Annotated in this window: 28 protein-coding genes; 10 read left to right on the top strand and 18 right to left on the bottom strand. The window is 61.2% G+C overall.

Annotation, left to right across the window (positions count from 1 at the left end; all coding sequences use genetic code 11):
* Window positions 1-21: 21 nt before the first annotated feature.
* From BWP39_RS21295 to BWP39_RS21215, 17 genes are all read right to left on the bottom strand, one after another.
* Entirely contained in the window at window positions 22-843 is an 822-nt protein-coding gene (locus BWP39_RS21295; RefSeq protein WP_096723811.1) for a phytochelatin synthase family protein, read from the bottom strand.
* A gap of 59 nt (window positions 844-902) precedes the next feature.
* Complete coding sequence (locus tag BWP39_RS21290) at window positions 903-1,334, bottom strand: PAS domain-containing protein (RefSeq protein WP_096723809.1); 432 nt, start codon at window positions 1,332-1,334, stop codon at window positions 903-905.
* Window positions 1,335-1,434: 100 nt separating this feature from the next.
* Window positions 1,435-2,688, bottom strand: a complete 1,254-nt coding sequence (frc, locus tag BWP39_RS21285; protein ID WP_096723807.1) for a formyl-CoA transferase — start codon at window positions 2,686-2,688, stop codon at window positions 1,435-1,437.
* Between the two features lie 44 nt (window positions 2,689-2,732).
* Entirely contained in the window at window positions 2,733-4,481 is a 1,749-nt protein-coding gene (gene oxc / locus BWP39_RS21280) for an oxalyl-CoA decarboxylase (protein WP_207557014.1), read from the bottom strand.
* Between the two features lie 123 nt (window positions 4,482-4,604).
* Window positions 4,605-5,957: an oxalate/formate MFS antiporter gene (gene oxlT, locus BWP39_RS21275; RefSeq protein ID WP_096723805.1), complete on the bottom strand. Its 1,353-nt coding sequence runs from the start codon at window positions 5,955-5,957 to the stop codon at window positions 4,605-4,607.
* Between the two features lie 462 nt (window positions 5,958-6,419).
* Entirely contained in the window at window positions 6,420-6,953 is a 534-nt protein-coding gene (locus BWP39_RS21270) for a cytochrome b (protein WP_096723803.1), read from the bottom strand.
* Complete coding sequence (locus BWP39_RS21265; protein WP_096723801.1) at window positions 6,950-8,011, bottom strand: catalase family peroxidase; 1,062 nt, start codon at window positions 8,009-8,011, stop codon at window positions 6,950-6,952. The genes BWP39_RS21270 and BWP39_RS21265 overlap by 4 nt, the downstream gene beginning before the upstream one ends.
* Window positions 8,012-8,147: 136 nt before the next feature.
* Window positions 8,148-8,936: a COG4705 family protein gene (locus BWP39_RS21260; RefSeq protein ID WP_096723799.1), complete on the bottom strand. Its 789-nt coding sequence runs from the start codon at window positions 8,934-8,936 to the stop codon at window positions 8,148-8,150.
* A 119-nt stretch (window positions 8,937-9,055) separates the two neighbouring features.
* Window positions 9,056-9,838 carry an ABC transporter ATP-binding protein gene (locus BWP39_RS21255; RefSeq protein WP_096723797.1) on the bottom strand — a complete coding sequence of 261 codons (783 nt, stop codon included), beginning with the start codon at window positions 9,836-9,838 and terminating at the stop codon, window positions 9,056-9,058.
* Window positions 9,835-10,725 carry an ABC transporter ATP-binding protein gene (locus BWP39_RS21250; RefSeq protein WP_096723795.1) on the bottom strand — a complete coding sequence of 297 codons (891 nt, stop codon included), beginning with the start codon at window positions 10,723-10,725 and terminating at the stop codon, window positions 9,835-9,837. Before BWP39_RS21250 ends, BWP39_RS21255 begins: the two co-directional genes overlap by 4 nt.
* Before the next feature lie 2 nt (window positions 10,726-10,727).
* Window positions 10,728-11,642: a nickel transporter permease gene (gene nikC, locus BWP39_RS21245; protein WP_096726072.1), complete on the bottom strand. Its 915-nt coding sequence runs from the start codon at window positions 11,640-11,642 to the stop codon at window positions 10,728-10,730.
* A gap of 64 nt (window positions 11,643-11,706) precedes the next feature.
* Complete coding sequence (locus tag BWP39_RS21240) at window positions 11,707-12,777, bottom strand: ABC transporter permease (RefSeq protein WP_096723793.1); 1,071 nt, start codon at window positions 12,775-12,777, stop codon at window positions 11,707-11,709.
* A gap of 55 nt (window positions 12,778-12,832) precedes the next feature.
* A complete protein-coding gene (locus BWP39_RS21235; RefSeq protein ID WP_096723791.1) occupies window positions 12,833-14,440 on the bottom strand; it encodes an ABC transporter substrate-binding protein in 1,608 nt (535 codons plus the stop codon).
* 47 nt (window positions 14,441-14,487) lie between these two features.
* The gene (gene ddpX, locus BWP39_RS21230; RefSeq protein WP_096723789.1) at window positions 14,488-15,051 is read right to left on the bottom strand and encodes a D-alanyl-D-alanine dipeptidase; all 564 of its coding nucleotides are present in this window, start codon (window positions 15,049-15,051) and stop codon (window positions 14,488-14,490) included.
* A gap of 300 nt (window positions 15,052-15,351) precedes the next feature.
* Complete coding sequence (locus BWP39_RS21225; RefSeq protein ID WP_096723787.1) at window positions 15,352-15,810, bottom strand: hypothetical protein; 459 nt, start codon at window positions 15,808-15,810, stop codon at window positions 15,352-15,354.
* 6 nt (window positions 15,811-15,816) lie between these two features.
* Window positions 15,817-16,812 (bottom strand): hypothetical protein, encoded by a 996-nt coding sequence (locus BWP39_RS21220; protein ID WP_207557013.1) that lies wholly within the window; start codon window positions 16,810-16,812, stop codon window positions 15,817-15,819.
* 53 nt (window positions 16,813-16,865) lie between these two features.
* A complete protein-coding gene (locus BWP39_RS21215) occupies window positions 16,866-17,171 on the bottom strand; it encodes a hypothetical protein (protein ID WP_096726070.1) in 306 nt (101 codons plus the stop codon).
* A gap of 264 nt (window positions 17,172-17,435) precedes the next feature.
* Between BWP39_RS21215 and BWP39_RS21210 the strand changes: the two genes are divergently transcribed.
* The 3 genes from BWP39_RS21210 (at window position 17,436) to BWP39_RS21200 (ending at window position 19,831) form a co-directional block, all read left to right on the top strand.
* On the top strand, window positions 17,436-17,687 hold the full coding sequence (locus BWP39_RS21210; RefSeq protein ID WP_096723785.1) for an EF-hand domain-containing protein: 252 nt from the start codon (window positions 17,436-17,438) through the stop codon (window positions 17,685-17,687).
* Window positions 17,688-17,774: 87 nt separating this feature from the next.
* Complete coding sequence (locus tag BWP39_RS21205; RefSeq protein WP_096723783.1) at window positions 17,775-18,545, top strand: response regulator; 771 nt, start codon at window positions 17,775-17,777, stop codon at window positions 18,543-18,545.
* Window positions 18,545-19,831 (top strand): ATP-binding protein, encoded by a 1,287-nt coding sequence (locus BWP39_RS21200; protein ID WP_096723780.1) that lies wholly within the window; start codon window positions 18,545-18,547, stop codon window positions 19,829-19,831. The genes BWP39_RS21205 and BWP39_RS21200 overlap by 1 nt, the downstream gene beginning before the upstream one ends.
* 22 nt (window positions 19,832-19,853) lie before the next feature.
* Here the strand turns inward: BWP39_RS21200 and BWP39_RS21195 are convergent, their stop codons facing one another.
* Window positions 19,854-20,285, bottom strand: coding sequence for a hypothetical protein (locus BWP39_RS21195; protein ID WP_096723778.1), 432 nt, complete (start codon window positions 20,283-20,285; stop codon window positions 19,854-19,856).
* A gap of 195 nt (window positions 20,286-20,480) precedes the next feature.
* Between BWP39_RS21195 and BWP39_RS21190 the strand changes: the two genes are divergently transcribed.
* The 7 genes from BWP39_RS21190 (at window position 20,481) to BWP39_RS21160 (ending at window position 24,536) form a co-directional block, all read left to right on the top strand.
* A complete protein-coding gene (locus BWP39_RS21190; RefSeq protein ID WP_133116906.1) occupies window positions 20,481-20,975 on the top strand; it encodes a hypothetical protein in 495 nt (164 codons plus the stop codon).
* Between the two features lie 60 nt (window positions 20,976-21,035).
* Complete coding sequence (locus BWP39_RS21185; protein WP_096723774.1) at window positions 21,036-21,521, top strand: hypothetical protein; 486 nt, start codon at window positions 21,036-21,038, stop codon at window positions 21,519-21,521.
* Window positions 21,522-21,728: 207 nt separating this feature from the next.
* Window positions 21,729-22,400 (top strand): type II secretion system protein GspD, encoded by a 672-nt coding sequence (locus BWP39_RS21180; protein ID WP_207557011.1) that lies wholly within the window; start codon window positions 21,729-21,731, stop codon window positions 22,398-22,400.
* Window positions 22,401-22,475: 75 nt separating this feature from the next.
* Entirely contained in the window at window positions 22,476-22,928 is a 453-nt protein-coding gene (locus BWP39_RS21175) for an energy transducer TonB (RefSeq protein ID WP_096723770.1), read from the top strand.
* Window positions 22,929-23,167: 239 nt separating this feature from the next.
* Complete coding sequence (locus BWP39_RS21170; protein WP_133116905.1) at window positions 23,168-23,632, top strand: hypothetical protein; 465 nt, start codon at window positions 23,168-23,170, stop codon at window positions 23,630-23,632.
* 119 nt (window positions 23,633-23,751) lie between these two features.
* A complete protein-coding gene (locus tag BWP39_RS21165; RefSeq protein WP_207557010.1) occupies window positions 23,752-24,237 on the top strand; it encodes a DUF2778 domain-containing protein in 486 nt (161 codons plus the stop codon).
* The gene (locus BWP39_RS21160; RefSeq protein WP_096723766.1) at window positions 24,234-24,536 is read left to right on the top strand and encodes a hypothetical protein; all 303 of its coding nucleotides are present in this window, start codon (window positions 24,234-24,236) and stop codon (window positions 24,534-24,536) included. Before BWP39_RS21165 ends, BWP39_RS21160 begins: the two co-directional genes overlap by 4 nt.
* Window positions 24,537-24,764: the final 228 nt, after the last annotated feature.

Below are 24,764 nucleotides of genomic sequence, written 5' to 3'. Positions count from 1 at the left end.
ATCGAGACGCGGCTTCAAGCGTCACGGTCGACTCACCACCACGACACCACGCGCAAGACCGCTGACGGAGTCAACCGCAAGCGCAGCCCGATACAACTGGGGAACCGGCACCCACACCGCTGGGTACTTGTAACGCGCGACGTCGAGCAGAAGGGCGCTATCGCTCGCGGGGTCAAAGGCGGCTAGCGGCGACCAATGCCCGCCACCGGTTTCGCCAATCTGCGTACGGCGGAAGTTCAGCAAAGCGAATTGGTCGCTTCGCCGGGTGGTATCGCGTATAAGGTCGCGAAACTGCTCCAGGGTGAGATCGCTGGCGTGGAATGGATGCACGGAGACGGGGAAGCGGGCGAGCACGGCGCTGAGCTGGTCCAGCGTCATGCCTTCGTGCGAGACTCTGACCGGATCAGCCAGCGTGGGATCGATGGAGAGAAAGAAGTCGTCCTGCGTGAAATAGGGGAACCCGGGGTACAGCGACGTTTTTGGCCGGGCAATCCCCAGCGCATTCAGCACCATTACCGACGTTGCGACAGAACAGTACGCCTCGTTTTTCTGCGTCTCGAAGTACTCGGACAACGGCCAGTAAGACTGGTTGTCGGTCGTCGAGAGCAGGCGTTGCTGACCGGCTGGCTGCGTCAGCGGGACCAGGTTGGATGGGAGCGGCAACGAGCCGTCGGCGTGAATCGCAATTGACGTGGTCGCCGCTGCACCGGTGTCGACGTTCGCCGTCGGTACCTGCGAGACCTGTAACGGCGCGCAGGCGGTAAGGCAGGCGGAAAGTGCGATAGTCAGCCATGAGGCAAGTGTCTTGTGCCGACGTGAGTGGATGAGAAAACGTTCGCGCATCCCGAAGCTCTCGTAAGGTTGTACTCGACCTTATCGATTGTGGCATGCCGCGACGAGTCTCACACGACGACCTTCGCTTCGAGTTCCGCAACACGCTTGCGCAGCGCACGGTCTTCGTTAAAACGGCTCGTTTCGTCGCGAATCACAGCGACGATGCCCGTTACATCGCCGTGCGGTGAACGCAACAGTGCCACTGTGAACGCGATCGACATCGTGCGGCCGCTCTTGTCGACCGCGGGCACTTTCAGCAGGTCGTGGCCGTAGCGCGTTTCGCCGGTTGCCATGGTCTTGTTGTAGCCGTCCCAATGGCGACCGCGTAATCGTTCGGGAATGATCAGATCCAGCGACTGGCCGAGTGCTTCGTCCTCGGTGAAACCGAACATGCGTTCCGCCGCGGGATTCCACAGCGTGATCGCGCCGTGCGCGTCGGAGATCACGACGGCGTCGCCGATCGCGTTCACGAGTTGTTCGAAATCGATGGGTATGGCCATGGTGGAGTGTCCGGGTGGGGGATGCCGGTGATCGAAGCACCGCCGCCCGCTAGACGAGCGGGCGGCGGAGAAAGGCTACATCGACAGGTTCAGGCGCGCGTCACACCGCCTGTCCTTCGTGCATGTGCGCGATCTGCTCGCGAGTGTAGCCGAGCTGCGTCAGGACTTCGTCGGTGTGTTCGCCGAGCAGCGGCGACCCGGTGATCTCCGGTTTCAGGTCGGAGAACTTGATCGGGCTGCCGACCGTCAGATACGTCCCGCGCACCTTGTGTTGCACCTCGACGATCGTCCCGCTCGCGCGCAGCGACTCGTCGTTGGCGAGTTCTTTCATCGTCAGCACTGGCGCGCACGGAATGTCGAACTTGCGCAGAATATCGACCGCTTCGAACTTGGTCTTGTCCGCGAGCCACACTTCGATCGTGTCGAAGATAGCGGTGATGTGCGGTTGACGTGCTTTCGGCGTGTTGTATTGCGGATCGTCGATCCACTCCGGCTTGCCGATCGCGCGGCAGATCGGCGCCCACGCGTGGCCCTGGATCGTGAAGTAGATGTACGCGTTCGGATCAGTTTCCCAGCCCTTGCACTTGAGCACCCAGCCAGGTTGACCACCGCCGCCCGCATTGCCGCCGCGCGGCACGACGTCGCTGAACGTACCGTGCGGGTACTGCGGATATTCCTCGAGGAAGCCAAGGCGGTCGAGCCGCTGCTGGTCGCGCAACTTCACGCGGCACAGGTTCAGCACGCTGTCCTGCATCGACACGGCCACGCGTTGCCCCTTGCCCGTCTGTTGCCGCCCGATGATCGCAGTCAGGATACCGATGGCGAGATGCATACCGGTGTTGCTGTCGCCGAGCGCGGCGGCGCTGACCGTCGGCGGGCCGTCCCAGAAGCCGGTGGTCGACGCGGCGCCGCCTGCGCATTGCGCGACGTTCTCGTAGACCTTCAGGTCGTCGTAGTGGTGGCCATCGCTGAAGCCTTTCACGGATGCGACGATCATCTTCGGATTCAGATCGCGGATCACGTCCCACGAGAAGCCCATCCGGTCGAGTGCGCCAGGGCCGAAGTTTTCGACCAGCACGTCCGATTCCTTGATCAGCTTTTCGAGCACCTCCTTGCCTTCGGGCTTCTTCGTGTCGAGCGTCAACGAACGCTTGTTGCTGTTGAGCATCGTGAAGTAGAGCGCATCGGCGTCGGGAATATCGCGCAGCTGGTTGCGCGTGACGTCGCCCGAACCCGGTCGCTCGACCTTGATCACGTCGGCGCCGAACCACGCCAGCAGCTGCGTGCACGCAGGGCCGGCCTGGACGTGCGTGAAGTCGATGATCCGGATGCCTTCGAGTGGTTTCTTGCTCACGGTATTTCTCCTGGGTGGCTAGTCTTTCGCGTACTTCTTTACGCTTACTTTTTCATGGCCGCGCTTTGCGGATTCAGATTCGTCAGGCGGCCGCTTTCAGTACCGGCCGCTTCGTCGATGACGGCGTTGATCAGCGTCGGTTTGCCCGAGCGGATCGCCTCTTCGAGCGCGTGCGTGAGTTCCTCGGGTGTGGTTGCGTGGAAACCGATTCCGCCGAAGGCCTCGATCATCCTGTCGTAGCGCGCGTTCTTCACGAACACGGTCGGCGCGACGTCTTTTCCGCCAGTCGGGTTCACGTCGGTGCCGCGATACACGCCGTTGTTGTTGAACACGATCGTGCAGACCGGCAGGTCATAGCGGCAGATGGTTTCGATTTCCATGCCGCTGAAGCCGAACGCGCTGTCGCCTTCGATCGCGACGACCTGCGTGCCGCTCGTCACCGCGGCACCGATCGCGAAGCCCATGCCGATGCCCATGATTCCCCACGTGCCGGAATCGAAGCGTTTGCGCGGCTGGGCCATATCGATGATCGAGCGGGCGTAGTCGAGTGTGTTCGCGCCTTCGTTGACGACGTTGATGTCGGGGCGGGTCTTCAGTACGTCGCGGATCGCGCGCAGTGCGCTATGAAAGCCCATCGGCGAGGGATTCTTCGCGAGCGTCGCGGCCATCTTTTCGAGGTTCTTGTTCTTGCGGTCATCGACTGCGCCGGTCCATTCGGTAGACGGCTTCGGGAAGCCCGCACCGATACCGGCGACGAGCGCCGACACGCACGAACCGATGTCGCCGATCACCGGCGCCGCGATCGCGACGTTGCTGTCGATCTCGGTCGGCGAGATGTCGATCTGCACGAACTGCTTCGGCGCCGTGCCCCACGTCTTGCCCTTGCCGTGCGCGAGCAGCCAGTTCAGCCGCGCGCCGATCAGCACGACGCAGTCGGCCTCCTGCAGCACGAACGAGCGCGCCGCGGACGCGCACTGCGCGTGCGTGTCGGGCAGCAGCCCCTTCGCCATCGACATCGGCAGATACGGGATGCCGCTCTTTTCGACCAGTGCGCGAATCTGCGCGTCGGCCTGCGCATAGGCCGCGCCCTTGCCGAGCAGGATCAATGGACGCTTTGCACGACGGATCACATCGAGTGCGCGCGCAACCGAATCGGGCGAGGGCAGCTGACTCGGCGCGGCATCGACGACCTTGATCAGCGATTGCTGTGCCTTCACGGCATCGATGGTCTGTGCGAGCAGCTTCGCCGGCAGATCGAGGTACACGCCGCCCGGACGACCCGACACCGCGGCGCGAATCGCGCGCGCGATGCCGACACCGATGTCCTCCGCGTGCAGCACGCGGTAGGCCGCTTTCGCGTACGGCTTCGCCGCGTTCAACTGATCCATCTCTTCGTAGTCGCCCTGCTGCAGGTCGACGATCTCGCGCTCGCTCGATCCGCTGATCAGAATCATCGGGAAGCAGTTGGTCGTCGCGTTCGCAAGGGCGGTGAGACCGTTCAGGAAGCCCGGTGCGGAGACGGTCAGGCAGATCCCCGGTTTCTTCGTCATGTAGCCCGAGATCGCGGCGGCGTTGCCCGCATTCTGCTCGTGGCGAAAGCCGATGAAGCGCATGCCTTCGGCCTGGGCAAGACGCGCGAGGTCGGTGATCGGAATCCCGACGAGACCGAAAATCGTATCGATATCGTTGAGCTTGAGGGCGTCGATGACGAGATGAAAACCATCCGTCGTAGCGGGAGCGTGGTGGGGTTCGTCGGCCGTGATTTCAGGGCGGGCGATTTCGGCAGTGGACATGACTTCCTCTCCGTTTCGTTGTTGGCTGTTCGGGTGTCGCGTGGAGTCACTTCACACCGATGGTTTGCTCGTGGCTGTGCGAGCGGTTCTGATGGTCGGTTGTTTTGCAGGTTCGAGCGGCCATCACTCGTTCGAACCCAGTGGCGCCGGCCGGAATGCGCCGGTGAATGCGATCTGTTCGCTTTCTTTCGCCGAGTTCTCGATCCAGCGGCGGCGCATCGGTGCGAGCACGAATTTCGCGGACACGCTGCCAGCGATCGCGATACACGCCGCCGCGATAAACACGACATTCCAGCCGCCGTGCACGGACAGTAGCGAAGCCACCGGCACCAGCATCGCGGCTGTGCCCTTCGCGGTGTACAGCGTGCCGGCATTGCCCGCCGCGTACTTGCTGCCGAACGTATCGGCGCAGGTGGCCGGGAAATTCGAGAAGATGTCACCGTAGAACAGGAAGATCAGCCCGGAGAACACGACGAACAGTGTCGGGTGGTGGCCGAAGTGCATCAGGCCGAGCAGCGCGAGTCCTTCACCGAGGAACGTGAGAAACATCGTGTTCTCGCGGCCGATGCGATCGGAGATCGCACCGCACAGCGGACGGGTGAAGCCATTGCAGAGGTTGTTGACCGATAGCGTCATCGTCAGTAGCGGCAGCGTCACGGCGAAGAACGACATCGGCATCGAAGCGAAGCCGTATTCCTTCGCGATCGGTCCGATCTGCGCGGTGGCGATGATGCCGCCAGTCGCCACGCAGACGAACATTGCGTACATCACCCAGAACACGGGCGAGCGAATCATTTCGCCGGTCGTGTAGTCGATCTTCGTCGCGACGACGCGCTTGATGCCGCGCGCGAAGGCAGGCGGGTTCGGCGTGACGAGCAGGGTGGCGAGCAACAGGATCGCGGTGCCCTGGAACAGGCCGAAGAAGACGAACGCGTGCTGGTAGCCCGCGTGCTGGATCATGTTGCCGATGGGGATCGCGGTGAGCGCGGCACCGGCGCCGAAGCCGGCCGCCGTCAGACCGGCTGCAAGACCGCGCCGGTCCGGAAACCACTTCAGCGCGTTGCCGACGCAGGTGCCGTAGACGCAGCCGGCACCCACGCCTGAGATCACCGCCGCGAGGTAGAGGACCGGCAGATTCGGTGCGTACGCATCGAGCACCCAGCCGAGCCCGGCGCAGATCGCCCCGCCGATCACGACCGGACGCGGACCGAAGCGATCGACGAGCCAGCCTTCGATCGGCACGAGCCACGTTTCGGTCACGATGAAGATAGAGAACGCGGTCTGGATCGCAGCGAGCCCCCAGTGATGCTGCGCATTCATCGGCTCGACAAACAGGGTCCATGCGTATTGGAGATTGGCCACGAGGCCCATGCAGATCACACCAATGGTGAGCTGCACCCAGCGACTATGCCGTCGCGCGGTATACGCGCCGGCTACTGCGTTGTCTGGCTGTGCCAATTCTTCGTCTCCGTTCATGACTTCGCCTGCTGCGGGTCACTGCGCGGCTCTTGTGTCACCGGCGACAGAAGCGGTGATGGACCTTGCAGCAATGACGTTCAGGCATGGTGGGGGGATTCGCGTTACTACAAAAGTTAAACATTTTTATGATTTGCATAAGGTGTCGTGAATGGATGTCAGGTGGGCCTTGATGTGCCGCAACATGGCGCGCGGCGCCGAAGCGACGGTAAATCCGGCGTGGGACGGCAAGGATGGCTGTGCGCTGCGATATGCAGACGATTCGCAGGCGATTGCGCTGCAGCACGAACGGGGAGGAGAAAGACGCGCAGCGACTCCATCGGAGCCGTGCGGAGATTTGCAATCGGGGTTAGTTGGGGGATGGATTACCGCATGTTGCAGCGCGCCGCCGCGATAAGCAAAAGCTCACGCGAGGCGGCGACATCCCACTGCCATTCACTAGCGGAGGTAGGCCCCGCCGTCTTATCGCCAGGACGCCATCGTCTGGAAGACACCATCGCGTCTGACCAGCGCATGCAAAAGTGCTGCCGCGAGATGCAGCACGATGAGCGCAAAGAAGCACAACGCGAGCACTCTGTGCGCGTTCCACAGCAGCGTGTGCAAGCTGTCGCTATGCGGCAGGAAGGCGGGGAGATGAATGCCGAACACCACGACCGGATAATCAGCCGCCGACAGCATGCCCCAACCGATCAGCGGCAGCGCAATCATCAGGATGTAGAACGCGAGGTGCGACAGGTGCGCGGCAAGTTTCATCGGTTCCGGCATCGATGCTGGCAACGGCGGTGCGCCTCGCGTCAACCTGACCACAACACGAATCAGCGCGAGCACCAGTATCGCGATGCCGAGCGGCTTATGAATCGATACCAGCGAAAGATAGGTAGGGCGCACGGTCGACACCATCCCGACGCCGATAAACAGCATCGCCAGGATGCAGATCGCCATGATCCAGTGAAGCGCGCGCTGCAGCGGTGTGAAGCGATTGAGTGTCGGACTCATGGCGTGTCTCCTGCCGCTGAATGCCGCGGATAGCTCTTCTCCTCCGCCGTGCGCCGGTCGAACGATACGGCGTAGGCGGCAGAGCGCGCGGCGGGAAACGGATCGTCTGAAACATGCATGCCGGATGGCAGGACGGTCGGATCGAAGTTGAGATCGCGACACGGTCCGTCAGCTTCGGGCACGATGGTGTTGACCACGAGCGTTCCCGCTTCAACCTTGCGCCGATCGTCGGGCCAGGCCTTGGTGGGATCGGCGGTCGGGTCACCGGGGTTGGCGAGCGTGAAGACCAGTGTCCATCGTTGCGGTGCGCTGTGCACGCGTTGCGTGATATCCGCATCGAGGAAGTCGGCGCCGCGTGCCTTCAACTGATCGGGCGAGACGGCCTCCGGTTGTGCGGCCGGCACGAAAGACCAGCGCACGGCTTGCTGTTCGCCAGCGGCATTGGTGAGGATGAAGCTATTGAGGCTGTTGTATTGCTCTTCTGCGAAAGAACCCGTCCACGGCGCACTGCCCGCCCACTTCGCAAAATTGCCGAATTCCGGATGCGCGCCGATGAAGTTCTTCATCGCGTCTGGGTTGCTCTTGTCGCCCACTGCCTTAAGCAGACCATAGAAGGCCTGTGGTGTGGACACCGCGAAGAAGGGCGCATCGATCATCGCCGTGCGCCACTCGCTTCCATCGCCAGCAACGATACGCAGACTGAGGCCGCGTACCCGAACCGTACCGTCCGGCGCGGTGGGCACCGGTGTCGCGAGGTTAAAGCGTCCTGTGACCGGGTATGAGCCCGACGCGAGCATCGGCGCTTTGGACAGACTCGCCGCCGCGCCATTCGATTCGAAGCTACCGGTGAAGCAGATGCCTTTAGCGTGATTGCGCCGGTAGCCGGGGGCAGGGCCACCGGGCGGCGCCAGCGCGTCAACGATCTTGGCAGGGGTCAGGCGATTCGGAGTAAGCCAGCCTCCCGTATAGGCAAAGGCTGCGACGAGCGCAACCACGATAACGGCAATCAGGACCAGCGAACGGAGTGGGGATCCGCTGGAAGTCGGTTTGTCTGCCATCGATCTCTCCGGGGCAACGATTCGGCTGAGTCGAAATCTAGCAGGGTCGCGACAATTGCGCCATCAAACTGTGCGAAGGGTGCAATCTCGCTGGCACGCACGACGGGCTTCGTCGGTTCTTCGCGTGCTCACACGATCACACCGCCTGCTGCGGCTTCGCGGAACGCTGCGGTATCAGCACGATACAAGCCACGATGAAAGCAAGCAGGATTGCGGAGGCAAACAATCTGCTGATGTGCAGCCCACCCTGTGCCACCGGTTTATCGAGGAAGTCGCCCAACGTCGCACCGAGTGGCCGCGTCAAAATGAACGCCGCCCAGAACAGCGCCGTGCGCGATACGCGTGTCGAGAAATAAAGCACGGCAACCACCACCAGACCGGCGCCAAAGAGTAACGCACCGTATTCGTATCCAATCCCCAGACCGCCGCGATCGTCGCCCGCCACCCAGTCTCCAAGTGCGGTACCGAGCGTCTGCGAGTACAGGATGGTGATCCAGTAGAACCATTCGGCTCTGGTGGTAACGATGCTCTCGACCGAGACCGTTCCCTCCGACCGATACCACATCGCCAGGCTCACGATCAGCAAGGCAACGACGATGGCAGTGCCTCCGGGATAACCGACACCCAGCGACCGATCGGCGAAATCCGCCAGGGTCGTGCCGAGCGTCGTCGTGGCGACAATCGTTGCCCAGTAGAGGAAGCGATGGAAATCGCGTGCCTTCACCTGCGCGGAAACGAGGCCAATGAACAACACGAGGAAAATCGCCGATCCCACCAGGTACCCAAGGTTCAGCGACATCGATACCCAGTCACCGCCGGTTTCGCCCAGTGTCGTGGCGGCCACCTTGATCACCCAGAAGCCGAGCGTCACTTCGGGAACCTTGCTGACGGCTTGTCTCGCGAAGTTCACACTACTTCCATTCATCTCGTACTCCCTTTCTATCGAAGATTCGTCAGGCGTTGTCGGCGCAAGGTTCTGCGCGCCGCGCCGACAAGGTTGATTGCATAACCGACGAATCTAGTCGATGAAAGGTTAACGCATGCTTAACCGCGCTCATCCGCGCTAATTAGCTGAACCGGCTCGCGCCGATATCCGGAGGTCGCGAGCAACAGGCTGCGCGTGTATTCATGCTCGACCTGCTGCGCGCGAATCGACGCGATATCGCGCTGCTCGACGATTTCGCCATTGCGCATGACGGCGACGCGCTGGCAAAGAAAACCGACCACGGCGAAATTGTGGCTGACCAGCACCATGGTCAGCCGGCGCTCGCGATGCAGCCGTCGTAGCAGGTTGAGAATCTCGGCCTGCACGGACACATCGAGTGCGGACGTCGGCTCATCGAGCAGCAGTACGCGCGGTTCGACAATCAGCGCCCGCGCGATTGCAACGCGTTGCCGCTGGCCCCCCGACAACTGATGCGGATAGCGAAAGCGATATGCCGGCGCGAGGCCGACTTCGCGCAGCGCATCGACGATGCGTTCATCCTGCCGATCGATACGGTTGATGGTGAGCGGTTCGCGCAGGGTTTGATCGACGGTGAAGCGCGGATGGAGCGAACCATAAGGGTCCTGAAACACCATCTGTACGTCGCGTCGAAACGAGCGGTCGCGCTTTTCTCCGGGCACGTGCGAACCGACCTTGATATGACCGCCGGCGATCGGCGCAAGGCCGGTCAATGCGCGCAGGATCGTCGACTTGCCGGATCCGGATTCGCCGACCAGTCCGAACACTTCGCCTTCGTCGACATGAAAGCTCGCTTCGCGCACCGCGTCTACATAGCCGGTTTTCGTCCTGAAGCGGACCGTGAGGGCGTTGACGTCGATCATGTTGACGCTCCTGCCGGATGCGGTTGCGCTTGCGTAAGCCACGCGGCATCCCGCTCAAGCACCGGCAGTTCATCGGGCGGATTGACGAGCGGCGGATTGGCTGCAAGCAGGCCGCGCGTATAAGGATGCTGGGCGTGGACGAGATCGCGTGCCGCGCAGGTTTCCACTTCGCGCCCCGCGTACATCACGACGACGCGGTCGCAGAACGACATCACGAGCGGCAGGTCATGGCTGATAAAAATGAGGCCCGTGTCGTGCTTGTCGATCATCTCGTCGAGCACACTGAGTACCTGCATCGAAACGAGCACGTCGAGCGCACTGGTCGGCTCGTCGGCGATGAGCAGTCGCGGGCCCGACGACACCATCATGGCGATCATCACGCGTTGTCCCATGCCGCCCGATAACTCGTGAGGGTAAGCATCAACGACACGTTCCGGATCGCGGATGTGCACCGCTGCCAGCGCGGCGACGATCTTCTCGCGCATCTCGCGACGTCCGAGCTTCGGACCATGCAGATCGAACGCTTCGCGCATCTGCTGCGCGACGGTCATCACCGGGTTCAGCGAATACTTCGGATCCTGCAGGATCATGCCCATCTGCTGGCCGCACAGTTGCCGGCGCTTGCGTGCCGACATCGCCAGCAGATCCTGACCATCGAACTTCATCGCCTTCGCATCGAATTGCGCATCAGGCGGCAGCAGGCCGAGCAGCGCGCGTCCAGTCAGCGATTTGCCGGAACCGGATTCACCGACGATACCCAGTCGCTCGCCGCGATTCAGTGTCAGCGACAGGCCACGTACGGCTTCCGTCAATACACCGTCGTGACCGCGAAAACCTATTCGCAGGTTATCGATTTCACACAACGGTTTGGTCGTATCGACGGACATGATCAACCTCCCTGGCGCGGATCGAAGACGTCGCGCAGACCGTCGCCGAGCAGGTTGAAGGCGAGGCTCACCAGCAGAATCGCGCAGCCCGGAATGGTGGCCACCCACCACGCGTCGAGCAGCACGTTGCGGCCCGAGGCGACCATGTAACCCCACTCGGGGCTCGGCGGTTGCGTGCCGAGGCCCAGAAAGCCGAGACCCGCGACGGTGAGAATGACGCCGGCCATATCCAGCGTCGCGCGCACGATCACCGACGACGAACACAGCGGCACGATATAGCGCAACAGGATGCGCAGCCGCGACGCGCCCTGCAACCGCGCGACGTGAATGAAATCGGCCTGCACGAGCCGCAGGGTCTCCGCTCTTGCGAGACGTGCGTAGGCGGGCCACGCAGTAATCGAAATCGCGATCACCGCGTTGATGACACCCGGTCCCAGTGCTGCGGCAAACGCGAGCGCAAGCACGATCTTCGGAAACGCGAGCGCCACGTCGGTGATCCGCATCAGCACGTTATCGACCCAGCCACCAAAGAAACCGGCGGTGGTGCCGATCATCAGGCCAACGGGCACCACGATCACCACGACGAGTATCGCAATCGAAAGCGTGAGCCGCGAACCGTAGATCAACCGCGAAAAGATGTCGCGACCCAGCTGGTCGGTGCCGAACCAGTGCGACGGCGAACCGGGCGGCAGAAGGCGGTCGGAGAGTACTTGCTGCAGCGGATCGTGCGGCGCGACTAGCGGTCCGATTGCCGAGACGATGATCAGCAAGGCAAGAATGACCAGACCAAACACAGATAACGGATTACTCGCGAAGCGTTGCCAGCGCCGATACGCAAGCCCGAGCGCGGCCTGTTTGCGTGACGCGGGCGTGTCGCTTAGCAGCCAGTCTTTCCATCGTCGGGGCGCGGCATTCATCGGCCAGTCCTGCGTTTGCATTGAGTGATCGGACGGAGGACGCACGTGAGAAGTTTCTGCAACATCAGCGGGCGCGCGGATCGAACACGCGATAAAGCGCGTCGGTCAGCAGATTGAGTGCGATGAACGTGACACCGATCACGAGCGTGCTGCCCAGCACCGCGTTCATATCTGCATTCAGCAGCGCGCCCGTCAGGTACGAACCGATACCGGGCCAGGCGAAGACGATTTCGGTCAGCACGGAGCCTTCGAGCAGATAGCTGTAGGTGAGGGCGATGACGGTCAGCAGCGGCACGGCGATATTGCCGAAGGCGTGACGCCAGATCACCCGGCGCTCGGGCAAGCCTTTCGCGCGTGCCGTGATGATGTACTCCTGGCTCATCTGATCGAGCATGAACGAACGCGTCATCCGGCTCAGATAGGCAACCGAGTAGTAGCCGAGGATGGCCGCAGGCAGCGCGATATGCGAGAACGCATTGAAGAACACGTCCCATTCGCCCGCGATCAGCGAATCGACGAGCAGGCTGCCTGTATGCGTATCGACCATGCCGTCAAAGACGGGATCGATGCGCCCCGGGCCCGCTACCCAGTGCAGCTTCGCATAGAACAGCAGCAGTCCCATCAGCCCTAGCCAGAACACCGGCACCGAACTGCCGACGAGGCCGACAAAGCGTGCAACGTGATCGATCCAGCGGTTGTGACGCACGGCGGCGATCACGCCTAACGGCACACCGATCAGGATGCCGATGAGGGTCGACAGCGTCGCGAGTTCGAGTGTCGCGGGGAACACGCGCTGGATGTCTTCGATGACAGGGTGCGCCGTCAGCAGCGACATGCCGAAGTTGCCGTGCAGCACATCGCGCGCGTAGATCAGGAACTGCACAGCGAGCGGCTTGTCGAGCCCGAGCTGCAGACGGGCCGCCGCGTACGCCGTCGCCGACGCGCGATCGCCGAGAATCGCCAGCACCGGGTCGATCGGTATCTTGCGACCAATCACGAAGGTCACCGCCAGCAAGCCGGTGAAGGTGATCGCGAGCGTGATGATCCAGCGCACGAGGCGCAAGGTCCAGCGCACACTGGCGCGTTCGGCTGAGAGCACACGGATGCGTTCGAACGTCGTGAGGGGCGTCGACATGATGGGTTCCCCGGTCGAAGGCGAAGCCAGGAAAGCGGCGCCTTCGACGCATACGTTACTGCTTCTTCAGATCGCGATACGACACGAGGTCATTGATCGGACCCACCTCGAGCCCCGTCACGCCCGGTCGCGCAGCCACCTGCGAGACCTGCTGGAACATGATCACGAAGGGCGAGTTGGCGAGCATCTGCTTCTGCATCGTCTGGTACATCTCGGCGCGCTTCGCCGTTGATGATTCCGCAAGCGCCGCGTTGGTCTCCTTCGTCAGATCGGGAATATCCCACGAGTTGCGCCACGCGAGCATCTTGTAGGCGGACTTCTCGGAATTGTCCGGATTCCAGGTGAAGCCCTGCGCGTTGCTGTGCGGATCGATGTAGTCCGCCGACCATTCGCCGATATAGATGTCGTGCGAGCGCGAACGATACTTCGCCAGCGTCTGCTTGTTGTCGCCCGGGATGAGTTGCACCTTGATACCGCCCTGGGCGAGATTGGCCTGTACGGCCTCGGCGATTTCACCGTATGGATAGCCGTTACGCACGTCCATCGTGACGGAAAAACCATTCGGCAGTCCGGCTTTGACGAGCAATGCCTTGGCCTTGGCGACGTTCTGCTGGTACGGATTCGTGTTCAGCGCGCCGAGAAAACCTTCCGGAAGAAACGTTTCGTGCACCTTGTAGGTGGTCTTCGCGACATTGCTCTGGATGCCGTTATAGTCGATCAGCCATTTCATGGCTTGCTGGACTTCCGGCTTCGCGAGGTTCGGATTTTTGACGTTGAGGCCGAGATACAGGAGCGTTGCCTGCGGCACGGCGGTGGTATACGCCTTGCCGGATTTTGTCAGCGCGGTCAGATCGTCCGGGCTCAGATTGCGCGCCACATCGACGTCGCCGTTCTCGAGCAGCAAGCGCTGGCTCGATGCTTCCGGCACGTGACGCAGCACAATGCGCTTCATCGCGAGCGGCAAGCGATAACCGTCGAAGCGCTGCAGCACGATGCTGTCGTTGGCCGTCCACTTGACGAGCTTATAGGCGCCGGAACCGGCCTCGTTGGTGCGCAGCCAGTCGTTGCCGAAGTCATTGCCTTTCTGGTGCGAGAGCAACAACTGCTTGTCGACCACCGAGGCAGGCCACGCGCCGAGCACGTTCAGGACGAAGGTCGGGGCGTATTTCTGGTCGGTCGTCACACTGACGGTGGTGTCGTCGATCTTCCTGACGTTAGTCAGCGCATTGTCTTTGGTCAGACCGATGCCTTGCAGCACGGCGGCCGCCCCCTTGTCGAGCAGGACCGTGCGCTGGATCGACCACGCGACGTCATCGGCAGTCAACGGATTACCCGAGTGGAACTTGAGACCGGGGCGGATCTTGAACGTGAAAGTCAGGCCATCGGAACTGACGGACCATGATTGCGCGACATCGCCGTTGAACTTCGACGGGTCTTTCAGATCGACGCGCACGAGCCGGTCATAGGTATTGGCCACATATTCTTCGGGCACCAGTTCGTAGATCTCACCGGGATCGAGCGTGGTGAATTCATCGAGGAACGTCGCCATGACGAACATGTCTTTCGGTGTCGCCGCAGCGGCGGGGCTGACCGCGGTGAATGACAAGGTCAAGGCGGAGGCGATCGCTGCAGCCGCCAGTGCATTGCGCAATACCAGTTTCATACTCGCTCCATAAGGGATGGGGGAGAGTCTGTCAGGGAACCACGCCATTACATGAGATGCAATAGGCCGCTTTCGGTGTCGTCGATCAGAGGCAGCGTACGGGAACCGGGCAACTCGTAATGCCACCATTCGCTCTTGATGTGCATGAAGCCCGCGGCATGCATGATGCCGAGCAGTAACAGGCGATTGCGCTGCACGTGTTCGGGCAGACCCGGATGAAAGTGTTCGGACTCGATCGTCATCGCGTCGAAACCCGTGCCCATGTCGAGTTCGCTGCCGCTTGCATCGAGCAAAGTCAGATCGATCGCTGTGCCGCGGCTGTGGTTCGAACCACGACCAGGCTCGGCGATGTAGGTGGGATCGGGCAGGAAATCCCAGAGCACCTGTTGCGCCTCGCGCGGACGGTAGGCGTCGAAAATCCGTAGTGTCAGGCGGGCGTCGCGGGCAATTTCTACTGCCTTGCGCAACGCGACCTCAGCGGGTTCGAGCAGCAGGCAGCGGGCCGCTTTGTAGATGGCTTTGCCGGTCAGGTTGCGCGCGGTGGCATAGACGAGATCGATGTCGACGCCATGTGTGGCGGGCGTGATTTCGATAAGTCGCGGTTCGGTCATGGAGGGCAGAGTGGGGCGTGGGATGCTTGATGGCTATGCAGTATAAGCTCGACTCGATGCGTCAGCGGTTGAAGCAATCCAGAAATCGGAGTGCGTAGTACCAGCGACGGTGAGCGCGGACCGTTACCGTCTGCGGGTGCCGGTCAACTTCTCGCCGGACGGGGTATCGCCGTGTCCGAATCCGCCGGCGAGTGCTGACTCGTCAGGCAATTCGATTGTGCGCATTGAGTGCAAGTGATTATGAATGTGTCGTAGATGAGATGGCCCCGCGATGCGGGGCTTTTTCATTCGCGGTTGGCGTCAACGCGCGAAACCGGGTAGAGGTACCGCGATCGCATGAAGCATCAGCGATTCCGGCAGGCGGCCCGGCGTTCGCACATCGTCCGCTTGCCTGAGGCAGTTGTTCAGTTGATCCGACAGGTCGCCCAGCGCATCGAGGAACACGCTCGACGCGCGTCCGTAGCGTCGCGCCAGTTCGGCGAGGTCGAGCAATGCGGCATAGCTGACGACGCACTGCGGCGGCAGTTCCGCAGTCGCGAACGGCACTGCGTCGATCGGTGGCGACGGAGGAGGGGGCACGGTCGCTACGCAGCCCGCGTCCGCGAGCGTCGCGGCAGCGATCGACAGCGCGAGCGTGATGCGCTTGCGGCGTGAACGTGAGGTGAAGTCGGTGTGTGGGCTGGACGGTGCGGTATCACGGATCTTCGCGCTAGCAGATCGATTGGCGGACAGTCGGAGTGGATTCGGGAAAAAGCGCATCGACGGTTACGACCAGTGAGCATGGACCCAGACACCGCCGATCCAGTGGCCGGGCACCCACACGCGTGGCGCGACCGGCACGGCCCACACGACAGGGGGCTGCACGACCACTGCGGCGGCGGCCGGCGCGACGTACGCGATCGGCGGAGCAGGGGGCGGTGCGACTGCAACAGCGACAGACGGCAGCGTTGCGACAACGACCGGAGGCGGCGCGGGCACGGGGCCGACCGCAACGGCAACCGACGTCGACGGTGACGGTGAAGGCACAACGACGACCGGGCCCGGTGCGACGACCGCGGCGGTGCCGACAGCGACGGGCGTCGCGGGAACACCTACCGCCACACCGGCCACAACCCCACCCGACACCGTGACGCTCGTCCCATGCACACCGGTCACGCTGCCCGATGTCGCGACAACGCCAGGTGCGATGCGCGTCGCGCTGCCCGACGTGCTGACGGTCCCGTTCGGACCCGTCAGGCTCGCCGTGCGACTGCACGTCGCGCCGCTGCAGTTCGTGGAAGCGCTATGGGTCACCGTATGGCCGTTCGGCCCGGTGACAGAGCCGGACGACGTGTACTGACCGGGCGCCGTGCGCGTGACGTTGCCGCTTGTCGAGAGCGTGTTGCCGCTCGGGCCGGTCACGGTACCGGTATGCGAGCACGTGCCGCTTGCGCAGTTCGTGGTGCCGCTGTTTTGAAACGAGCGTCCGGAGGGGCCGGTGGTGGTGCCCGAGTTCGTGAACTGGCCGGGGCCGGTGCGGGTGACCGAACCGGTATGCGTGGTGAGACCGCCATACGGCCCGACGACACCACCCGCGCGAGAACAACTGCCGCCACCGCACGCGCCGACGCCAGCACCACGGTAGACGCCGTGCGGCGTGAAGACCGCACCGCGTTCAGCCCAGCCGGCGAATGCTGGGCCGCTGCCGCACAGGCATGCTGCTGCGCAGGCGGCGATCGCGAGGCAGCGGGATGCCGCGATCCACGGAAAAGGAGATTTCATCGCAGGAACGAAGGAAGAGGGAAGGGAGAAAGGTGTCAGCCGCTTCGGCCGTTTCAACGGATGACGACCGCACCGCGTACCGCCGGTGCCCAGTAGCCCGCGCGCCAGACGACGGTAGCGGGCGGCGGCGCGACGTAGACAGGCCGGCTGACGACGACGGGCGCCGCAATGACCGGTACGGCAACGACGGGTGCCGCGACGTAGACCGCTGGCGGCGGCGCCACGTAGACGGGTGCGGCCGGTACCACGGCGAAGGGCGCCGCGATACCGATGCCCACGGTGACGCCGGCGAATGCGGGCACGGTCGCACAGACGAGTGCGGCCGCGGCGGCGAGCTTGATTAGCGGATGACGTTTCATCGGATGTCCTTCCATGAGTCCGCCGCACCGGGCGGGATGCCGTGTGGCGATGACCCGCACTGTAGAAGGATGCGCCGCGGGAATCTGTTGGAAAGATATGTCGACTCGTTTCAGCGCCGCACGAGCCGCGCCGCGCGGACCTCGGGGGCCGTTGTGAAATAAATTGACATCGATTGTTACCGGCCCGAAACGCATCGCGCGAGGCGCTCACCTAGACTGGCGCCGCGTCGGTTAATCGACGGTTCGTCCTACAGGAGAGATTCAATGAAGCGTTTTTGTATCATCGTGACAGCGTTGCTCGTCGCGTCGCCTGCCTTCGCGCAGTCCACCATGCAGCAGAAGCTCGAAACGCGTTTCGCCGCAGCCGACGTCGATCACGACGGCAAGCTGACCCGTGCCGAAGCGCAGGCCGGCATGCCGCGCGTCGCGCAGCATTTCGACGAGATCGACAGTGCGCATCTCGGCTATGTGACGCTTGAGCAGGTCGAGCAGTTCGCCGCGCAGCACATGCGCTAAGCTGAGTCAGGGGACGGGCGGTCGCTGTTGGCGCTGTCCGCGTTGTCCGTTTCACTCACTCTGTCCGTTACTGTCCGGCTCGCAATCATGTCGACTTCCTCCGCGTCTGTTTCGCCGCGCGATACCCGTCCCGGGCGACTGCTCGTGCTCGATGACGAAGCCGAGATCCGCGGGATGCTGCAGCGTTTTCTCACGGCGCAGGGTTTCGAAGTCAGGGCGGTCTGCGATGCCGCGCAACTCGAATCCAGTCTCGAACGCCATTCGTTCGATCTGCTTGTGCTCGACGTGATGATGCCCGGTGAAGACGGCTTGTCGATCTGCCAGCGGCTGCGTGCGCAGGGCCACACGATTCCGATCCTGATGCTGACCGCGCGCGGCGATCCGGTCGACCGGATCGTCGGCCTCGAAATGGGCGCCGACGACTATCTCGCCAAGCCGTTCGTCCCGAGCGAACTGGCGGCGCGGATTCGCGCGATGCTGCGTCGGCAGCGCTTCCTTCTGCACGAACGGACGTTGCGCGGCGAACTGCTCGCCGAAACCGACACGGGCGCGTTGCGGTTCGGCACGTTCCGGCTCGATCTGCGCCGGGAGGAGCTGTTTCGCGACGGCGAGCGGGTGCCGTTGGGTTTCGCTGAACTGCGGCTGCTGTGTGCGCTCGCAAGTACGCCGAATCGCCCGGTGAGCCGCCTCAACCTGATTGAACGCGCGCGCGGGCGCGGCTACGAAGCGAATTCGCGCAGCGTCGACGTGCAGGTGCTGCGGTTGAGACAACTCATCGAGGACGACGCTTCAGCGCCCCGCCATATCCGTACGGTGTGGGGCATCGGCTACATGCTGATTGCGGAGATCGAAACGTGATGCGCGTCTGGCCGCGCTCGTTATTCGGACGCAGCATGCTGCTGCTGTTCGCGTTGATCGTCGCGAGTGAGCTTTGCACGATCGCAATCTACGTGCTGTTCGTTCAGCGACCGCGCATCGACGATGCCGCGGCGGTGGAGGCTGCGCAGATCGTGCTGATCGAACGGCTGCTGGTCGCGCTGCCGCCGGGGCAGCGGCACAAGGTGCTGGCCGACCTGAACGGCGTGCGCGATGACGCATTGCCGCCGAATGTGCGGACCTGGCGTCCGCCGTCGGGCTACGCCATGCAACTCTTTTTCGAGCGTTTGCAGGAGCGGCTTCCACCGGGTGTGGAGGTGCGCTGGGACCCCGGCCCCGAACGCCGCATCTGGGTAGGGCTGCCGTTCGACGACGGGAATCGCTGGATTGTGCTGCCCGCCGTTTCCGGCATCGCTCATACGCTGGAGTGGAGTCTGATCGCGCTGCTGCTGATGGTCGTACCGGCGCCGGCGCTCGGCGCGTATGTGATCCATCGGCGCATCGAAGGTCCGTTGACGCGGCTCTCGCGCGCCGCGGCCAGCGTAGGCCGCGGCGTGTGGCCGGAGGCGGTGTCGGTCAAAGGGCCGTTCGAACTCACGACAGTCGCCGATGCTTTCAACGGCATGGTGGCCTCGCTCGCGGCAATGGAGTCGACGCGGGCGGAGATGCTGGCCGGTATCTCGCACGACATTCGCACGCCGTTGACCAAACTGCGCATGGCGCTTGCTGCCCCCGAATCGTTCGATGCGCCGATCGCCAGTGCCGAACGCTTCGTCGAAGAGATCGACGCGATCGTCCAGCAGTTCGCCGATTTCGCGCGCGGCGGCGAAGGTGAGACACCGGTCGAGGGCGATCTCAACGCGCTCATCGAGCAACTGGCCGCCGACTACGCGGGACTTGGGCGGCCATTCGAACTTGCGCTCGAACGGCTGCCGCCGCTGTCGTTTCGTCCGGTGAGCATGCAGCGGCTGCTGATGAACCTGATGCAGAACGCAGTAGTCTACGGTCGCACAGGTCTTTCCGTCGTCACGCGTTGCGAGAACGGATGGGTCATCGTGACGGTTGAAGATCGTGGCCCGGGCGTGCCGGCTTCGTTGCTGCCGCTGCTGAAGCAGCCGTTCAAGCGCGGCAGTTCGACGGACGAAAAAGGCACCGGCCTCGGGCTCGCGATCGCCGAGCGGATCGCGCGGCAGCATGGCGGCAGTGTCGAACTGCGTCTGCGCGATGGTGGTGGGCTGGCGGTCGACGTGCGGTTGCGCTGTGGGTAGGTCTGCGGACATTGGGAAAATATCATGCAGTTGCTGTGCCCGGTCGATAGAACGGACTGCCGGCTGTGCCGATTCTTATGGCGAGCCAGATCAACATTGCGAGCGCAAATACATTCACGCCTATCCAACCTGAATCGGACAGACGCTGGGACAGCGTGATGGCAAAACCGAGAGCGAAAGAAAAATAAATATGAGGGGTTGGTATCTCGAAGTGAAGTACCTGAATTGCCCAGTAGCACAGCCCCAAGGAGGCCGCCCACCGCCTTTTCTTGAAACAACCAAAACCAGCAGTTATACCTGCGGCCGCCAATGCCAGATTACTCGGCACAAAGAGCGGTATTTGGAAAAAGAGTGGCAAATGAGGGGTAGTCGAAGCGACCGATAGAGTCCACACGACGCCCGATACTCCATGGACAGTGAGAATGCCTGCCATGATCTTGTCTTTCTTTGCCATAGTCTCCGCCCTGCGCGAAAATAACGGACAACTTGTACTTTGAGATAAACCGATAATGTCGTTGAAGCAGCGCGTTGTCAACATTTTACCGGGCTGAACGTATGAACAAAACCTCTTAAAAGGTGGTAATTTATCGATTGTTCGCTTGTGATCTGGGTGAGAAGGGTAGCCACGGGCCACAATCAGGAGCATTCATTGACGATGGTATTTGACATACTTAGCCGTTATTTCTGGTTGCTAGCCATCATTGAAAACGGATGGAGGTATATCGCTCAGGAGCGAACCGCGGCACGATCAGGAGCGATGAGTTTACGCACGAGCGATGAAGCAAAATCACTTCGTCGCTGGTTCGCTGTCTTTCATGCGCATCCCTGGATCATTATGGGGATTGCGACGATACTAGGCGGAACACCAAATTTTTCGTATTATTTTCGGCCCCAGGATCACAATCCATACGTATTGACCTGGTACGGTGTCCAGTTTTGCTCAGCCATCGGGTTTACATTTTGGGCTTTTTTCTACAATGGTGCCGAGAAAATCATTAAATATCAGATTGGGGTAGCATTTGTTCCACGATACAGCTGGGTGAATACTGTCGGGAGAGTGAAATTCTTCGCCGCGCTTGCCCCAATCTGGATAGTGCTGACGATGGTGGTTGCCACATCCATAGATGTGAGACTGTATAAGTAACGTCAGCTTCCATCGTGCCTGGATGTACTGGGTTGTTCTCGGATCTTGATTGGAGGGAAAATGCGTGCCTTACTGCGTTTGACTGGTTGTGCATTAATCCTTACGGTCATGGGCTGTAAGGCCGTTGATGTCACTCGGTATGACATTCAAGAACGAGGCGAGAATGGCCTCACAATTGTTACGTATACCAAGGAAAATCTGAGTTCATTGGACAAGACATTCTGGGTGGATCACGTATATTTAAGATGCGCTGTTGTTCCCGTCAATATCACAAAACGTTTCGATATTGGTTTCGTGGAGCCTGAAGAGTATCCCTTTGTTGCGCAACGCCTCGATATCCAGGTGCAATGCCGGGTTGTAACAACAGACTACTGCTCGACGTGGTTTATTCACTTCCACGAAAAGCAGAATATTCGCGGTTTGGAATATTTTTCTGGTTTGGACGTCAATGCACCATCCACCTTGAAGCTGCGGCTTGGTGGGGGCGGTATGGTGGGCGCCAGACTGGTTTCGACGGAGCGGGTGATTGAGGTCAACGCCCCCTGAACTGCTAGACCGGGTTGTGCAAACCGGCGGTGGCGCTTTGCAGCTTAGTCATTTCGGCTACCGCTGCCTGGCGCGAGTCAATGTTGACCCGCGTTCAAAAGTATCCATATCTGCTTTCGAAGCTCGCCTGTCATGATGCGGGCGAACGCTGCATTACAACGTATGCAGGTGTAGTGCTCCTCCAGCGCGGCATGGTTGTTCGTGTTGGTGCCTCTCTATACAGTGGCCGGTGAGGTGGTGGTGCGTGGTTGGGCCTATGAGGTCAGCGACACCGACAACACCAATTCAGGGTTCAGCGTCGCGTCAAGGCTGCTCGGCGTCGGCGTAAAGGTCGGTGAAGGGTCGACAGTGGCTGACTCGAGCGCGTTGCAGTTTGGTGCCGGCCGGTTGAGTTTCGCTATCTCTGCGTTGAACGCTGATTCGCGATTCAAGCAAGTCTCATCGCCGAACGTGCGCTGTGTCTCCGGTCAACAGGTCAGGCTTAACGTCGGGCAACAGGTGCCGACCGTATCGAGCGTGAGCTATCAGGGAGTGAGCGGCACGCCTGTGCAGTCGATTGAGTATCAGGATGCGGGCGTGATTTTCAACGTCACGCCACTGGTGATGCAGGACGTCATTCAGTTGAGCGTGGATGAGGAGATTTCGAGCTTTGTCAGCACGACAACGGGCGTCAGTGGCTCGCCGACAAAAAACACGCGTTCGTTGCAGACGGTGGCGAACCTGCGCGACGGTGAGGTCGTGGTACTCGGTGGCCTGATACAGGATTCGGATACCGCATCGAACAGCCGTGAGCGCTTTCTACCTGCGTTCCTCGCAGGACATGCGACGTTGAGAGGGCGCACCGAGGTCGTGCTGGTGCTGCAGGTCCAGAAGATCTGATGCCAGTTGTGCCAAAAGACGGTGTTTGTTCGGGTAGTGTGCTGGTTTCGTAAAAAAACGGCCGGAAGATCAGTTATGAGATATCGCATTGTGACGGCGCTGGCTGCTCTCGTGGTGAGCGCATGCTCCTCGGGGCCACAGTCGATGACTAAAGCGCAATTGCCGCAGTCGTTCAAAGTGGATGTGTCCGACACGAAACCGGCTTCACCGGACCAGGAGTCTCAGATGGCTGTCAGACCTTTACATGGAATTGCAGCCGGTCGTCGCAGCTGTCGCATGGCCGCACCGGCCTACCCAAAGGCATCCATGGAGGCGGGCGAGCGGGGAGTCGTCAGAGTGAGAATTTTCCTTGATCCAGACGGCAAGTTTGAGAAAAGTGCGATCGTTCAGAGTAGTGGATATCCTCGTCTCGATGAGGCTGCAATTGAGTCGTTGAAATACACATCGTGCGATCCCCTGACCGTGGGAGGTAAGCCCGCCCGCGCTTCGTATGTTCTGCCGATCTCCTTTGACATTAACGGGCGATGACGTGACGTGCAGTTGCGGTAGAGAAGCGGATTTTTCTTGAAATACTGCGACTAGCGTCAGGAGTGTCCGGCACGTTGCCGGACCGATGGACGGTTGCGGCGGGTCTGCGGAGTGGTGGCGGTTATCGCACGGCTCAGCGCGGCCCGCCTGACCGAGTAGCGGGTGCAGGCGCGAGCGATTGGACTATGGTCTGTCGACAGCCCGATGTTTTTTCAACCGAAGAGTGAAGGATGAAGTCAATGCGGCTCATTGCATTTCTTTTTACCGGGTGTGTGGTGGCCATGCTGCCTTACCGCGCCTCGGCACAAGACGTACCCAACGTGCTGCTTGAAGTGAGTGTAAATGGGGCTGTGTACAAGGGCGAGGCAGAGTGGGACGCAACTGGCGCCTCCGCCGCGGCCGCCGCGACGCAGTTCATCAACCAGAATATTCTTCATGTTCCACATGGGGGGAGTGTGCAGTTGAAGGTCGAACTGGTCTCGACTAATGGGCAGAAAATCGATGTAACCGCAGATCCGTCGATGCATTACTCTGCGGTGACCGACTGGAATCTAGGCGTTTCCGGTACGGGCCTGGTGACGCAAAAAGCGAACGCCGGCTATACGCAAGCGAATCTGGCGAACGATAGAAACGGCCAGATTATCGTCTGGTATAAGAGCGGAAATATCCTCGGGTACAACTCGATTCAGCTCAAGATTGATTGAATTGCGCTGACGGGTGGGCGATAGAGTCCTGCGTCAAGTTTTGCTTTGATCTGACAGGATCTGCGGTAATACAGATGTCTGTAGACTAAAATGATTCCGGCCGACGTGACCTTGGAGAAATGGCGATGCCCGTTCAGTGCACTTTTCTTTTAAATGGCAAGACGACTTCGACGCTCGTTTGTTCGGGCTTTGGTGGGGTTGAGGCGTACTCAGGCCATGACGCGGGGCGTGACAATTCGAAAGCTGCGGCGGTTGTAGATATCGGGCCTATCCCGCCTGGCACGTACTACATCATTGATCGTCAGTCGGGTGGGGTACTTGGATCGCTGCATAACTTCGTTGCCTCCCATTTTGGCAGTACGGACCGCGAAAAATGGTTCATGCTGTGGAACGCAGTGGGCGGAGACACGACCGTCATTAACGGTGTTCATCGTGGGAATTTTCGCCTCCATCCTGAGGGACCCATGCACCTGAGTGACGGTTGCATTACTGTCAAGAACGGAAGCCAGTTTGAAAGCCTTCAGCGTTATATCCGCTCAGGCGGACCAACGATGTCCGTGCCTGGGAGCGATTTAAAGGCATACGGAACGGTGTCCGTGCGATGAAGTGGCTCTCTATCATCGTTCGCCTTGTCGTTGCGATCGTCCTGGGATATTCCGCAGCGATGCCGGTGACTCAGTTGCTTCTGGCGCACATGTCGGCGGAGATACCCCTATGGCTGGTGCACGCGATCCGTTCCTGCATTCATCTGTTTTCGCCAGGTTACAGCGCGGATGCGTTGGATATCGAGGATATGACTACGTTTCTGCTTTTCCTCCTGATCTGGCTGGTTTTTGCTGTGGTCATAGGGTTCATCGTCTTTGCCGTATGGGGCAGGATTCGCGCTATCCGAGCTGCGCAGTGAGTGTGGCGTATGGGTGTCGGTGAGCACGCTGAAAGCCCCGCAACGGGGCTTTTTCATTGGGGATGGGCGGATTCAACCGGCGAAACCCGGTAACGGAAGCTGGTGCCGGGCGCGTGGTTCGTGGAAGGCTTCGTTTGCGACGGGCAAGCGGTGCCTGCGCGGAATTGCCGGTGCGCTTTGAGCTTCGCGCTCGACTGGTATTTTTCGCGATGTACATAGTGAGAATCG

Origin of the sequence: Paraburkholderia acidicola (assembly GCF_002362315.1) — a bacterium.
Taxonomy (GTDB): Bacteria; Pseudomonadota; Gammaproteobacteria; order Burkholderiales; family Burkholderiaceae; genus Paraburkholderia; species Paraburkholderia acidicola.
The sequence above is the reverse complement of the archived record's forward strand: the minus strand, read 5'-3'. Positions and strand labels throughout refer to the sequence as shown.

Bases quoted from the DNA above. Each gene is read 5' to 3' on its own strand.
- BWP39_RS21295 (WP_096723811.1), bottom strand. From the start codon at position 843: ATGCGCGAACGTTTTCTCATCCACTCACGTCGGCACAAGACACTTGCC.
- BWP39_RS21290 (WP_096723809.1), bottom strand. From the start codon at position 1,334: ATGGCCATACCCATCGATTTCGAACAACTCGTGAACGCGATCGGCGAC.
- oxc (WP_207557014.1), bottom strand. From the start codon at position 4,481: ATGTCCACTGCCGAAATCGCCCGCCCTGAAATCACGGCCGACGAACCC.
- oxlT (WP_096723805.1), bottom strand. From the start codon at position 5,957: ATGAACGGAGACGAAGAATTGGCACAGCCAGACAACGCAGTAGCCGGC.
- BWP39_RS21270 (WP_096723803.1), bottom strand. From the start codon at position 6,953: ATGAGTCCGACACTCAATCGCTTCACACCGCTGCAGCGCGCGCTTCAC.
- BWP39_RS21265 (WP_096723801.1), bottom strand. From the start codon at position 8,011: ATGGCAGACAAACCGACTTCCAGCGGATCCCCACTCCGTTCGCTGGTC.
- BWP39_RS21260 (WP_096723799.1), bottom strand. From the start codon at position 8,936: ATGAATGGAAGTAGTGTGAACTTCGCGAGACAAGCCGTCAGCAAGGTT.
- BWP39_RS21255 (WP_096723797.1), bottom strand. From the start codon at position 9,838: ATGATCGACGTCAACGCCCTCACGGTCCGCTTCAGGACGAAAACCGGC.
- BWP39_RS21250 (WP_096723795.1), bottom strand. From the start codon at position 10,725: ATGTCCGTCGATACGACCAAACCGTTGTGTGAAATCGATAACCTGCGA.
- nikC (WP_096726072.1), bottom strand. From the start codon at position 11,642: ATGAATGCCGCGCCCCGACGATGGAAAGACTGGCTGCTAAGCGACACG.
- BWP39_RS21240 (WP_096723793.1), bottom strand. From the start codon at position 12,777: ATGTCGACGCCCCTCACGACGTTCGAACGCATCCGTGTGCTCTCAGCC.
- BWP39_RS21235 (WP_096723791.1), bottom strand. From the start codon at position 14,440: ATGAAACTGGTATTGCGCAATGCACTGGCGGCTGCAGCGATCGCCTCC.
- ddpX (WP_096723789.1), bottom strand. From the start codon at position 15,051: ATGACCGAACCGCGACTTATCGAAATCACGCCCGCCACACATGGCGTC.
- BWP39_RS21225 (WP_096723787.1), bottom strand. From the start codon at position 15,810: ATGCGCTTTTTCCCGAATCCACTCCGACTGTCCGCCAATCGATCTGCT.
- BWP39_RS21220 (WP_207557013.1), bottom strand. From the start codon at position 16,812: ATGAAATCTCCTTTTCCGTGGATCGCGGCATCCCGCTGCCTCGCGATC.
- BWP39_RS21215 (WP_096726070.1), bottom strand. From the start codon at position 17,171: ATGAAACGTCATCCGCTAATCAAGCTCGCCGCCGCGGCCGCACTCGTC.
- BWP39_RS21210 (WP_096723785.1), top strand. From the start codon at position 17,436: ATGAAGCGTTTTTGTATCATCGTGACAGCGTTGCTCGTCGCGTCGCCT.
- BWP39_RS21205 (WP_096723783.1), top strand. From the start codon at position 17,775: ATGTCGACTTCCTCCGCGTCTGTTTCGCCGCGCGATACCCGTCCCGGG.
- BWP39_RS21200 (WP_096723780.1), top strand. From the start codon at position 18,545: ATGCGCGTCTGGCCGCGCTCGTTATTCGGACGCAGCATGCTGCTGCTG.
- BWP39_RS21195 (WP_096723778.1), bottom strand. From the start codon at position 20,285: ATGGCAAAGAAAGACAAGATCATGGCAGGCATTCTCACTGTCCATGGA.
- BWP39_RS21185 (WP_096723774.1), top strand. From the start codon at position 21,036: ATGCGTGCCTTACTGCGTTTGACTGGTTGTGCATTAATCCTTACGGTC.
- BWP39_RS21175 (WP_096723770.1), top strand. From the start codon at position 22,476: ATGAGATATCGCATTGTGACGGCGCTGGCTGCTCTCGTGGTGAGCGCA.
- BWP39_RS21170 (WP_133116905.1), top strand. From the start codon at position 23,168: ATGCGGCTCATTGCATTTCTTTTTACCGGGTGTGTGGTGGCCATGCTG.
- BWP39_RS21165 (WP_207557010.1), top strand. From the start codon at position 23,752: ATGGCGATGCCCGTTCAGTGCACTTTTCTTTTAAATGGCAAGACGACT.
- BWP39_RS21160 (WP_096723766.1), top strand. From the start codon at position 24,234: ATGAAGTGGCTCTCTATCATCGTTCGCCTTGTCGTTGCGATCGTCCTG.